This window comes from Intestinimonas sp. HCP28S3_D6 (genome assembly GCF_052065695.1).
Lineage (GTDB): Bacteria > Bacillota > Clostridia > Oscillospirales > Oscillospiraceae > Intestinimonas.
The window spans coordinates 1-11,350 of the sequence record NZ_JBQHTM010000012.1 but is presented as its reverse complement, the minus strand read 5'-3'; the positions used below and the strand labels follow the sequence as shown (position 1 = coordinate 11,350).

Below are 11,350 nucleotides of genomic sequence, written 5' to 3'. Positions count from 1 at the left end.
AAAAAGCAAGTGCGGGAGCCCATCCGATAGATGGGCTCCCGCTTGTCCTTGATGGAGGGTGAGCAGAAGATGAGATCCAGAGAAATTATCCGGCTGAAACAGGCCCTGTCACAGACAGCGGCGGAGGAGAGCGGGAAAACAGAGGATGCAGGATGGATGGAACCATCGCAGTGGATCATGTTCATGGGCAAACAGGCTCGAGGGGAGCTGTATGCGGCCTTCTCCAATGAAGAACTGTTATCTATTCTTCGGGAGACAGCAGAGCGTCTGGGACATAATCCCAGCAAAAAAGAGGTGTTTTGCGTCTACCGTGTATTTTTGATCGAGCGGTTCGGTAACTGGCCGAAGGCGTTGGTGGCTGCAGGCCTGAAGAAACCACGTAAGGAGCGGCGAGAGGCCAACCGGCGCCGGGAGATTGAGGCAATGAAGCGAAACACAAAATGGAAACAGTCCTTGATGCGGTGTGAGGAATGGCCGCATGGAAAAGGAACACAGGAGACAAATACATTGGCGGGAGATATTGCTGCCACAATCAGCATGGAAGGAGGAGCGGGATGAAACGAATCTGGAAAAGATGCGCCGCCGCGCTTATGACACTGTCATTGGCAATAGGGATGGGTGTGCCGGCCCATGCCGCCGTGACGAATAGTGAGGTGACTGCGGCTGTCCAAGACACGGCAAAATATGTTTATACTACGGTTCAGGATCCCCAGGTGGGATCCATCGGCGGCGAGTGGGCAGTTCTGGGTCTGGCACGGAGCGGCTATGAGGTACCGGACAGTTACTACCAGGACTATTACGCCACGGTGAAAAAGTATGTGGAGGCGTGTGACGGCGTACTCCATGACAAAAAGTACACGGAGTATTCCAGGGTCATTGTGGCGTTGAGCGCCATTGGAAAGGACGCCCGGGATGTGGCAGGCTATGACCTGACGAAGCCTCTGGGAGATTATGATAAGACCATCTGGCAGGGGCTTAACGGCCCCATCTGGGCTTTGATTGCCCTGGACAGCGCCGGCTATCCTATGCCGGAGAATCCAGAGGCGGAGACCCAGGCCACCCGGCAGATGTATATTGACCGCATATTGGAGTGCCAGCTTCGAGATGGCGGGTGGAGCCTGTTCGGCGGTACAGAATCTGCAACGGCCAGCGACGGCACAGCGGATCCGGACATCACAGGCATGGCGCTCCAGGCCCTGGCCAAGTATCAGGATCAGCCCGCGGTGGCCCAGGCCACCCAGGAGGCGCTGGCCTGTATGTCCGAGCAGCAGAGCGATGACGGAGGTTTTTCCTCTTGGGGAACCGCCAATGCGGAAAGCTGCGTTCAAATGATCATTGCCCTGTGTGAGCTGGGAATTGACCTGGATGACCCCCGGTTTGTAAAGAATGGAAACACCATGCTGGACAATCTGATGACCTTCTACCGCAAGGGGGAGGGCTTCCTGCACACCCAGTCGGGCTCCGGCTCCAACCAGATGGCTACAGAACAGGGCTTCTACGGCCTGGTAGCCGTCCAGCGGGCGGCAGAGGGGAACAGCAGTCTCTACCGCATGTCTGATGCGCTTTCGATCCCCGATGCCGTGGAGACGGAGACGGCCAAAGGGCAGGGCCTGGAAGGCAAGGATCCTGCCGTGACCGCCCAGCCCATCACATCGCCGGGCAAGACCTTCCCGGATATCGTGTTCAGCGACCAGATCACAGCCATCGAGGCCCTGGCCGCTCGGGGTATCATTGATGGCAAGTCAGATGGCAATTTTGATCCTACAGGAAGCATGACACGGGCGGAGTTTGCAACCATCGTGGTGCGGGCTCTTGGACTAACGCCGGTGGATACCGGCGCCTTTGTGGATGTGTATTCCACTGCCTGGTACGCCTCCTATGTGGGGGCCGCCAGCACATACGCCCTCATCAACGGCGTGGGTGAGGGGCGGTTCAACCCGGATGGAACCATCACCCGGCAGGAGGCCACCGTCATGGTGTCCCGTGCGGCACAACTGTGTGGATTGGAAACGGAAATGGATACGGCTGCAGTGCGGAATATGCTGGCCCAGTTCCCAGACTACATGACCTCCGCCGAATGGGCCAGAGCCCAACTTGCCTTCTGCTACCAAGAGGGAATTTTAAGCCAAACAGAGTTGAACATCCGACCTCAGGATGCCGTGACCCGGGCGGAGGTGGCCCAGATGCTTTTCAACCTTTTAAGTAGTGCCGATCTATTGTAAACTGAGAAGGGGGCGTACACGACCGTGATGAATCGGAACTGGTTTCAGAACAGAGACCATGTGGCGTACTGTAACGAGGCAGAGATTATTCCTCGTCTTTCCAGGGAACTGGGAATCAGCGATCTGGGGCAGCGGGTGGCGGCTTTCCGTGAGCACCCTGCCCCGGAGGGGGAGAACATCAGAGGGTGCAAGCGCACCACTCTCAAGCTGATGATCCCCAATCTGGTGTTTTCCGAACCCATCGACATGGGAGAGAACGTATGGATTTACATGGGTGATCTGTGCCCGGCTTATTGCCTGTATACGCCGTGGAAAAATGGTGAGGCGGCCAAATGAAGCTGACAAAAGGGAAGCTCATTGCCGCGCTGATCATTGTAGCCGTCCTTGCGGCGGCCTTCTGGTATGGCGGCAATGCGCCAGGGCTCCAAGGCTGGACGGTACGAGGGCAGGAGAGCGGCGCAGTCCTGGAGGTCTCACCGTCCGCTTCTGGAGCAGATGAGTCTGAAGTGTTTGAAAAGAAACCTGGCTGGGAGGCGGAAAAGTCCCCGCAGGCAGAGAGCAGCAACCCAATATGTTCTGAGCCACCACGGGCGAGTGAACCAGCTAACACCCCCGAGCCATCCCCCACGCCCGGCGGGCTGGATACCCGCCCAGGCGGCACAGAGGGGGGGATGACTGCCCAGGAAAAAGTGGAAGCCGCCGCTGAACTGGCGGGAGGTTCCTCCGCCGGGGTGGAGCAGGGTAACAAGGAGTACTCGGAAGCCAACGGCATGGTCATCGATCCGGAGACGGGGAAGGACCGCTATCTTACCGACCCTGTGCCGGAGGGGAAACCCCTGCCGGTGGAGCCCCAGGATGTGGAGTTCTCCGATGTGACCCACACCTGTACCCTCTCGGTGAGGTGCGATACCATACTGGAAAACATAAACTGGCTGGATCCAGAAAAAGTGGAATTGGTACCGGAGGACGGTGTCATCTTCCCTGCCACAGAGGTCACCTTTTACGAAGGGGAGAGCGTCTTCAACGTACTTCAACGGGAGATGCGGAAGGCTGGTATCCACATGGAGTTTGTGGATACACCTATGTACAATTCTGCCTATATCGAGGGAATCAACAACCTTTACGAGTTTGACTGCGGCGAGTTGTCCGGTTGGATGTACAAGGTCAATGACTGGTTCCCTAACTACGGTTGCTCCCGCTATCAGCTCCAGCCCGGTGATGTAGTGGAGTGGGTGTACACCTGCGATTTGGGAATTGACGTGGGAGGCTATTACGCTGCCAGTGGATAAAGATGTTCAGAGAGGAAGACGCTCTATGCCATATTCTGTCGAGGCATTGGAACAGGAAGTGTCTGTAAGCAGGTATCTCAAGGAGTGTGTGGATGTGGAACAGTTTCTGGGATACTGCCAGGCTTGTGAAAACTACGGAAAGCGATGGCCCTGCCCGCCATATGCTTTCCAGCCGCGGCAACTTTGGAAACAATATAAACGTCTGCACCTATTTGCCCGCATACTCTGTCCTTCATCGGACGAGACACTCACCGGATTGCTGAAAGGGATGCGAGCGGAAAAGGAAAAGCTGATGACCGAGCTCCTGGTTCTGGAGCGCAGAAAGCCCGGTGCTCTGGCTTTGTCTGCTGGCAGTTGTGCCCTGTGCAGTGACGACTGCACGCGTCCACACGGGGCACGGTGCCGACATCCAGAGGAAATGCGCCGATCCATTGAGGCTCTTGGTGGCGATGTTGAGAAGACGATGGAGCTGTATTTTCACCGCCCCATCGTCTGGGTAAAAAATGGGGAGGTTCCAAGCTACCTTACCCTCGTTGGCGGGCTTCTGCTGAAATGAGTTGCCTGTCGGACACGTCAGGCTCCGGAAAAAGAGACGCTATGAACACGGGCAAACCGATATCTATGCTGGGGCGAAAGCAGCGGAAGATTCACTTGCTTGGAAAACGGCATTAAGGACAGCTATGGCTATATTGCCGGCCACTTTCAGAAAATTGCCAGTGAGATGGCCCGGTGAGAGCGGGAGGAGACGCAGTCCGGGCAGTAAACTTCATGCTCATGGGTACGGCGGTCTGCTGCGTCCCATAAGGGGGGATGTTCTATTCAAAACAGAGATACATTTTCCAGCTGCCATCCAGCCATCAATTTTCTCTATTTTGCGCTGGTCATTGGCTTCTCCATGTTTTTAATGCACCCGGTTTGCCTGGCCGTTTCCCTGGCTGCTTCATTGGCTTACGCAATCTATCTGAATGGCCGAAAGACTGTCCGTTTTTCTGTGCTGGTGATGCTCCCCATGATGGCGGTAGCCGCATTGGTTAATCCCGCCTTCAACCATGAGGGGGCGACCCTGTTGCTCTACCTCCCCTCGGGGAATCCGCTGACTCTGGAGAGTATCCTGTATGGGTTGGCTGCAGCGACCATGCTGGCAGCGGTGATCACTTGGTTCTCCTGTTATACGGCGGTGATGACCTCTGATAAGTTTGTCTACCTCTTCGGACGGGTCATTCCGGCCCTCAGCCTGGTGTTGAGCATGGCCCTGCGCTTCGTGCCCAAATTCCAAACTCAGTTCAAAGTGGTGTCTGAGGCACAGCAGTGCATAGGGCGGGATATTCATAATGGCGGGGTGATCCAGCGGTTGCGGAATGCGGTCACAACATTTTCTATTATGCTTACCTGGAGCCTTGAAAACGCCATTGAAACAGCAGACAGTATGAAGAGCCGCGGATACGGCCTGCCTGGCCGAACAGCGTTCTCCATTTATCGGTTTGACAGCCGGGACAGAGCTGTGCTGGGGTGGCTTGTGTATTGCGGAGTCTTTCTTTGCTGCGGTGCGGCAACGGGCGCCTTTACCTGGCGATATTACCCTACAGCAAAAGGCGCACCCTGGACGCCGCTGACGGTCTGCCTCCATCTGATTTATTTAGCTGCGTGCCTAACGCCGCTTATTTTAGATGTGTGGGAAGAAAGAAAATGGCGAAGGCTGTATGGAGAGAAGAAGGGGATATCTTGAAACAGACGATGAGCCTCCCTCTCTATTCCGGGAGTTTTATTGAATATCATGGCTGGGATGACATGCGTAGGGAACTGGCTCGGTTGGGATGTGACGGACTGGAGGGCGTATGGAGCGGCGAGGCTTTTCCTCCAGATTTACCCTCCGAACTGATAATTGGCTACCACTTGCTGTTCTATCCGGACTGGCTGGATTTTTACCGGGACAACAAAGCGATGCTCGTACGAAAATTTGGTGCCTTAAATACTGTTGAGCGTTTTTATGGAGGGTTGGACCCGGAAATTTTACTGAAACAGTATCAACAGGATTTGGAACGGGCAGCTTCCTTGAATGCAGAATATGTGGTGTTTCATGTCTCTGATGTCTCTATTGAAGAAGGCTATACCTACCGCTGGCTTCACAGTAACCAAGAGGTCATCGACACAGCAATAGAGATCATCAATTTAATTTTAGGGGAACGAGATTGGCCCTTCGTATTCCTGGTAGAGAATCAGTGGTGGCCGGGCTTCACCTTTACCAACCCGGAGGAGACTGCCCGACTGATAGGAGGGATTCGTTATCCCAAGAAGGGGATCATGCTGGACACCGGCCATCTCATGAACACAAACACCTCCCTGCGCACGCAAAGAGAAGGAGCGGCCTACCTGCGGAAAATGCTGAATACCCACGGTTCCCTGTGCAGATATATTCAGGGGGTACACCTCCACCAATCATTAAGCGGGCCCTATGTGACAGCATGCACTGGCAAACTTCCAACAGACTTGCCGAGAGACTACCTGGAGCGATTTGCTGTAAACTACAGCCACATCCTTCGGATTGACCAGCACCTGCCATGGACGGATCCGGCGATCCTCCCGGTACTGGAACGCATTGAGCCGCATTGGCTGACTCATGAGCTCTCTTCCCGGAATCGGAGGGCCCGTGCTGCGGCAGTGATGGCGCAGACGACATTATTGAGGGGAGGAGGATTGGCTTGTGGCTGAAGTGATGGAAGAAAGCATAAAAATAGAGCACCTGTCCTTCTCATATCCGGAGCAGGAGCGTTTGGCCTTGGATGACTTAAATCTGACCATCAAGCAAGGAGAGTTCTTAGTTTTGTGCGGGCCCTCTGGCTGTGGGAAATCCACCCTGCTGCGGCAACTCAAGACGGTCTTGACGCCTCATGGCCAGCGGACGGGCCTTATATGGTTCCGGGGTCAGCCTTTGGACACGTTGGATCAGCGGCTCCAAAGTTCTGCAATTGGCTTTGTGCAGCAGTCCCCGGAGAATCAGATTGTCACGGACAAGGTCTGGCATGAGCTGGCCTTTGGACTGGAGAGCCTGGGGTACGATACCCCAACCATCCGGCGGCGGGTGGCGGAGATGGCCTCCTTCTTCGGGATCGAGGGGTGGTTTTACAAAAATGTCACTGAGCTCTCCGGCGGCCAGAAGCAGCTGTTGAACCTGGCCTCCATTATGGCCATGCAGCCGGATATCCTCATTCTGGATGAGCCCACCAGCCAGCTGGATCCCATCGCTGCCGGGGACTTTATCGCCACCCTGGGAAAGATCAACCGGGAGCTGGGCACGACCATCCTGCTGACGGAGCACCGGCTGGAGGAAGCATTCCCCTTAGCCAGCAAGGTGGTGGTGATGGATGCGGGGAAACTCCTCTGCGCCGGTTCTCCCCAGGAAGTGGGCGTGGCCCTGAAACAGAGCGGACACGCCATGTTCCTGGCCATGCCGACGGCTATGCGGGTCTGGGCGTCGGTGGAAAACGATGCGCCCTGCCCCGTTACCGTGCGGGAGGGCCGCAGGTGGCTGACGGACTATGCGGGGAGGCATTCCCTGAAGCCACTGCCGGAGATGGCGGTGCCATCAGGATCGGGTGAGGCGGCGCTGACCGCCGAGGAGCTGTGGTTCAAGTATGAGAAGGATGGGCCGGACGTAGTGCGAGGGCTGGAGCTCTCCGTCCGAAAGGGGGAGTTCCTGGCGCTCCTGGGAGGCAACGGCACTGGCAAGACCACCAGCCTGAAGCTGCTCTCCGGCCTGCTGACGCCCTACCGGGGACAGGTGCAGATCCATGGCAGCCTTGGCATCCTGCCCCAGAACCCCCAGGCTCTCTTCGTAAAAAAGACGGTGCGGGAGGATCTTTTTGAGATCTTTCAGGGGAAACAGATCCCCCGGCAGATCCAAGAAGGACGGGTGGCCCATGTGACCGCCCTGTGCCGCCTGGGCCCGCTGCTGGATCGCCACCCCTACGACTTGTCCGGCGGCGAGCAGCAGAGGGCGGCCCTGGCCAAGGTGCTGCTGCTGGATCCGGATATCCTGCTGATGGATGAGCCCACCAAGGGACTGGACGCGGAGTTCAAACAGGCTTTTGCGGAGATCCTGCGGGTGTTGCTCCGGCGGGGTGTGACCGTCCTCATGGTCAGCCACGACATCGAGTTCTGCGCCAGATATGCCCACCGCTGCGCCCTCTTCTTTGACGGAAGTGTGGTCACGGAGGGCCGGCCCCGGGACTTCTTCTCCGGTAACAGCTTCTACACGACCTCTGCCAACCGGATGGCCCGGGGCCTTCTGCCCCGGGCGGTGACGCCGGAGGACGTAATGGTCGCCTGCGGCGGGGCCCTGTCTCCGGAACCAGCGCTGCCGGAGGACATTCCACCCCTGCCGGAGCTGGAGAAAAACAGCCCGGCAGCCAGGCCCCGGAAGCTCCCCTGGTGGCGGAAACTGCTGGCTGCGGCATCCGGACTTGCGGTGTTGGTGCTGTTTTTGAAGGTGCTGGGCGTTACGGATCTGACTGCCTTAGTAACCCAGGAGGGCGCCACCGCCCTGGCGGAGGATCAGCTGCGGCTCTATGGTGTGATGATCGCCGCCATGTTTGTTTTTGCCCTCTCCATTACCCGGCGCACCCATCGGCCAGAGTATCTGGTGCAGACGCCAAAGGAGAAGCGGAAGCTGACAAAACGCACCCTGGCAGCCACGGTGCTGATCCTGCTGCTGATCCCGCTGACCCTGTATGTGGGCGTGTTCTACTTGGATAACAAAAAATACTACTTTATCTCGCTGATGGTGCTGCTGGAGTGTATGCTCCCCTTTTTCCTGATCTTCGAGGACCGGAAGCCCCAGGCCAGGGAGTTAGTTATCATCGCGGTGCTGTGCGCCATTGGGATTGCCGGGCGGGCGGCGCTCTTTATGCTGCCCCAGTTCAAGCCGGTGATGGCCATGACCATTATCGCCGGCGTGGCCTTCGGCGGCGAGACAGGTTTTCTGGCGGGGGCCATGACCATGCTTGTGTCCAATGTGCTCTTTGGGCAGGGACCGATGACGCCCTGGCAGATGTTCGCCATGGGCATCATCGGCTTCCTGGCCGGAGTGCTCTTCCGCAAGGGCTGGCTGCGGCGGAGCCGCGGGTCCCTGAGCGTGTTCGGTGCGTTGTGCGCCATCCTGATCTATGGCGGGATTATGAATCCGGCATCTGCCCTTACCTGGTTGGGAGAGCTCAATGGAAAGATCCTTCTGACTTACTATATTTCGGGCTTCCCCTTCGACTGTATCCAGGCCGCCGCCACCTGGCTGTTCCTCTTCTTCGGCGCCGAGCCTATGCTGGAGAAACTGGATCGAATCAAAGTAAAGTATGGCCTGGTGGAATAGGGAGTTTAAGGGGGAACCATCAGCAAGTATCAGCCCATTGAGGAATCTGGGTAATCTGGTGGAGATACGGATTACCCTATGCTGCCTGTACTAGGGGAAGCACTGCCATTGCTTGGCTTCTTTATATCAAAAACCCGGTTCGTGTTTGACGAACCGGGTTTTTGGCTGACTCAGGGCCGGTATAGCCATAGGGAACTGTCAGCTGAAATGTCTGCGCTGCTGGTATGGCTCTCGCCATAGAGGGAGGACGGAGTTGAGCCAAGACTGCTCGGGATACCATGCGCCCCATCTCCGTTCAGGTTTAACCTCGTCTGGAATGGGAATGACCATATGTATATGAACCATGGCGACGCAATGGTTGTCTGTCTCGCTGCGGAAAATTCGCACATAAGTCTGGGCATCCTCCGGCTTGTCGGGCTCCACGGGCTCATACCACAGGATCACAGCACCGAACCGGCACTCCTCCAGTAAAATACAGCGTTTTTTCACGGCTTCCGGTAAACTCCTTTCCGGCACTCAAAGATCGGACATTCATTTTGTGTACTCAGAATTACAGGCGCGCAGGAAGCCCCGATCTCGGCGCAGTTTGCTGGCGGCCCGGGAGATCCAAGCGCCCACATGATTGGATTTGACGCCGTAGAGCGCGGCAATTTCCCGACCGTCCATTCCCTTCGCCTTGAGCTCTAGGGCCTCGATTCCGAGCCGCACCACTCCGGAGGATTGGCGGTGGGCCTTGTGGAGGGCCCGGAAGAGATCTTCGCGGATTAACTGATCCAGAATTTTCTGCTCCAGATGGGAAGGCCCCTCCGAAGGGGCGCCGTCCTCGCTCAGGCACTCCTCAAGCAGAGGAAGGGCTGGCTCTTGACGGCAGACCTGGCGGCAGTAGGAAATCAGACCATTGCGGACGACCTTGCGGGCATAGGCGCCAAACTTTTCCGGTGCCCCGGGATAGGAAGCGGCCGCCCGGCACAAATGGAGACAGCCCTCCTGATAGATGTCGGCATAGTCCAGTCCGCAGATCTGTGGGTTGACTTTGATATAATCCATGATGACCCAATCGACCACAGACAGATAGTGTTCGACCAGTTCGCGTTGTGCATCGGTCAATACGATCTGCTCATTCATTGGTACACCTCCTCAGGGTCAGGCGGCCAGACGGTTGGACTGATGGGGCGCGGTGCACAGGGCGATGACCCGGTCACATTGATAGTGGGAGAAACAGCCAATGTGAGCCTGTGTCTCGGGCAGGCCCAGCGCGCCCTGCAGCCACCGGTACGCTTGTTTCTTGGTCAGTGGGCCGGATTTCCAGAGCTGGTCAAATGCCTGATGAGCCTGGATGCGTTTCCGCCGCAGCGCGGGGTTCGCCAGTGTACCCATTGGAAGACCGCTTCTCCTGTGAGCACTTACATAGGAGTCGCAGAAGGGATAGCGGGCGCAGACATAATAGAGCGCATCCGGATCCCGGGCCGCCGGGCCGAACAGCGCCCTGCCGCGGCGGCGCACGACGGGAGCTCGGCAGTATGGGCAATGCAGATGAAGACGTTTCATGGAACAATCACCTCCTGGTGAGGAATCATCAGGGAGACACGCCCTGTATCTCCCGGCAGGACAGCGGCGGCTGGGCGGCTGCCAGCTGACATACACCGCAAAGCTGGTTTGATGGCGACAGCCAGAGCAGCTTCCGATGGTACATCCGCTCAAAGGCAAAGCAGCTCAGATGTCCGCCGCACTCCGCCGGATCCACCAGCTCTCCGGTGAGCCGGTGAAATAAGTCGGCGGCAATTAGAACGGGCTCTCCGTCCGCGTCTGCGGCAAACAGATGACCGGAGCAGGGCTCGCTGGCCCGGCAGCCGGATTGGCCGCAGCTGTCGATAAAGACGGCGTTGCGCCAGTCTCCCTCCACGAGGATGAGAAATCTGGCTAGGATACAGGGACATTTCAACATTAAGATCCCCCTTACTATTACTACGCCCATTTTCTGAGCGATTTTGTCCGGTGCAGATGTAAATATTTTGTGAATTCACGCCTGCCCAGGGCCTGCTCTACCCAATGATCCAGAAGGGCCCGCCGGAACTGGCTCTGGTGCTGGCTTCGTTGAGGATGATGGCCAGATCCCAAGACTTTTCCGAGCGGGTATAGCTGGCCGGGTCGGCGACCAAAATCTGGCCGTCCGAGGTGACACCCCGGAGTACCATAAAGTGGCCGCTGCTGGTAAAGTGTCCTTTGCTCATAAGGGCAACGACCAGCTTTCCCTGGCTCAAAGCGTCCACGATGCGCTGGGGCTCTGAGGCGGTGCAGCCCTCTAATGTGCGTAAAACAGTACACTTCCAGCAACTAACGGTGTGTTTATTCAGTGTGCTGTATGATTAGGGAATCTCTGATTTAATCCGCACTACCATAAAGGCTCCGGATGTGGGATAATAACACTATCAACGCAATGGTGGTGTATGGGGATGAAGAAACAGGAAACATTTACG

13 protein-coding genes are annotated in these 11,350 nt (G+C 56.9%); 8 read left to right on the top strand and 5 right to left on the bottom strand.

Annotated elements, in window-relative coordinates; translation table 11 throughout:
* Positions 1 to 69: 69 nt before the first annotated feature.
* From ACTNBK_RS05930 to ACTNBK_RS05895, 8 genes are all read left to right on the top strand, one after another.
* Positions 70 to 558, top strand: coding sequence for a homing endonuclease associated repeat-containing protein (locus ACTNBK_RS05930; protein WP_130848931.1), 489 nt, complete (start codon positions 70 to 72; stop codon positions 556 to 558).
* A gap of 155 nt (positions 559 to 713) precedes the next feature.
* Positions 714 to 2,222, top strand: coding sequence for an S-layer homology domain-containing protein (locus ACTNBK_RS05925; protein ID WP_441144458.1), 1,509 nt, complete (start codon positions 714 to 716; stop codon positions 2,220 to 2,222).
* A 27-nt stretch (positions 2,223 to 2,249) separates the two neighbouring features.
* Entirely contained in the window at positions 2,250 to 2,558 is a 309-nt protein-coding gene (locus ACTNBK_RS05920) for a hypothetical protein (protein WP_242622403.1), read from the top strand.
* Positions 2,555 to 3,511: a DUF4430 domain-containing protein gene (locus ACTNBK_RS05915; protein WP_441144456.1), complete on the top strand. Its 957-nt coding sequence runs from the start codon at positions 2,555 to 2,557 to the stop codon at positions 3,509 to 3,511. Before ACTNBK_RS05920 ends, ACTNBK_RS05915 begins: the two co-directional genes overlap by 4 nt.
* Before the next feature lie 94 nt (positions 3,512 to 3,605).
* On the top strand, positions 3,606 to 4,067 hold the full coding sequence (locus ACTNBK_RS05910; protein ID WP_441144454.1) for a DUF2284 domain-containing protein: 462 nt from the start codon (positions 3,606 to 3,608) through the stop codon (positions 4,065 to 4,067).
* Between the two features lie 261 nt (positions 4,068 to 4,328).
* On the top strand, positions 4,329 to 5,237 hold the full coding sequence (locus tag ACTNBK_RS05905; protein WP_441144518.1) for an energy-coupling factor transporter transmembrane component T: 909 nt from the start codon (positions 4,329 to 4,331) through the stop codon (positions 5,235 to 5,237).
* Positions 5,234 to 6,220, top strand: a complete 987-nt coding sequence (locus tag ACTNBK_RS05900; RefSeq protein WP_441144452.1) for a TIM barrel protein — start codon at positions 5,234 to 5,236, stop codon at positions 6,218 to 6,220. The genes ACTNBK_RS05905 and ACTNBK_RS05900 overlap by 4 nt, the downstream gene beginning before the upstream one ends.
* A gap of 4 nt (positions 6,221 to 6,224) precedes the next feature.
* Positions 6,225 to 8,873, top strand: coding sequence for an ATP-binding cassette domain-containing protein (locus tag ACTNBK_RS05895; protein WP_441144516.1), 2,649 nt, complete (start codon positions 6,225 to 6,227; stop codon positions 8,871 to 8,873).
* 198 nt (positions 8,874 to 9,071) lie between these two features.
* Here ACTNBK_RS05895 and ACTNBK_RS05890 read toward each other — a convergent pair whose 3' ends face one another.
* The 5 genes from ACTNBK_RS05890 to ACTNBK_RS05870 form a co-directional block, all read right to left on the bottom strand.
* The gene (locus ACTNBK_RS05890; RefSeq protein WP_441144450.1) at positions 9,072 to 9,362 is read right to left on the bottom strand and encodes a hypothetical protein; all 291 of its coding nucleotides are present in this window, start codon (positions 9,360 to 9,362) and stop codon (positions 9,072 to 9,074) included.
* Between the two features lie 42 nt (positions 9,363 to 9,404).
* A complete protein-coding gene (locus ACTNBK_RS05885; protein WP_441144448.1) occupies positions 9,405 to 9,998 on the bottom strand; it encodes a sigma-70 family RNA polymerase sigma factor in 594 nt (197 codons plus the stop codon).
* An 18-nt stretch (positions 9,999 to 10,016) separates the two neighbouring features.
* Positions 10,017 to 10,421: a zinc-finger-containing protein gene (locus ACTNBK_RS05880; RefSeq protein ID WP_441144446.1), complete on the bottom strand. Its 405-nt coding sequence runs from the start codon at positions 10,419 to 10,421 to the stop codon at positions 10,017 to 10,019.
* 28 nt (positions 10,422 to 10,449) lie between these two features.
* Positions 10,450 to 10,818 (bottom strand): hypothetical protein, encoded by a 369-nt coding sequence (locus ACTNBK_RS05875; protein ID WP_441144444.1) that lies wholly within the window; start codon positions 10,816 to 10,818, stop codon positions 10,450 to 10,452.
* Between the two features lie 97 nt (positions 10,819 to 10,915).
* Positions 10,916 to 11,227, bottom strand: coding sequence for a C39 family peptidase (locus ACTNBK_RS05870; RefSeq protein ID WP_441144515.1), 312 nt, complete (start codon positions 11,225 to 11,227; stop codon positions 10,916 to 10,918).
* Positions 11,228 to 11,350: the final 123 nt, after the last annotated feature.

What these genes read in the sequence shown, in the direction of transcription:
- ACTNBK_RS05885 (WP_441144448.1), bottom strand. Translation starts at nt 9,998, where the DNA reads ATGAATGAGCAGATCGTATTGACCGATGCACAACGCGAACTGGTCGAA.
- ACTNBK_RS05875 (WP_441144444.1), bottom strand. Translation starts at nt 10,818, where the DNA reads ATGTTGAAATGTCCCTGTATCCTAGCCAGATTTCTCATCCTCGTGGAG.
- ACTNBK_RS05930 (WP_130848931.1), top strand. Translation starts at nt 70, where the DNA reads ATGAGATCCAGAGAAATTATCCGGCTGAAACAGGCCCTGTCACAGACA.
- ACTNBK_RS05895 (WP_441144516.1), top strand. Translation starts at nt 6,225, where the DNA reads ATGGAAGAAAGCATAAAAATAGAGCACCTGTCCTTCTCATATCCGGAG.
- ACTNBK_RS05915 (WP_441144456.1), top strand. Translation starts at nt 2,555, where the DNA reads ATGAAGCTGACAAAAGGGAAGCTCATTGCCGCGCTGATCATTGTAGCC.
- ACTNBK_RS05920 (WP_242622403.1), top strand. Translation starts at nt 2,250, where the DNA reads ATGAATCGGAACTGGTTTCAGAACAGAGACCATGTGGCGTACTGTAAC.
- ACTNBK_RS05880 (WP_441144446.1), bottom strand. Translation starts at nt 10,421, where the DNA reads ATGAAACGTCTTCATCTGCATTGCCCATACTGCCGAGCTCCCGTCGTG.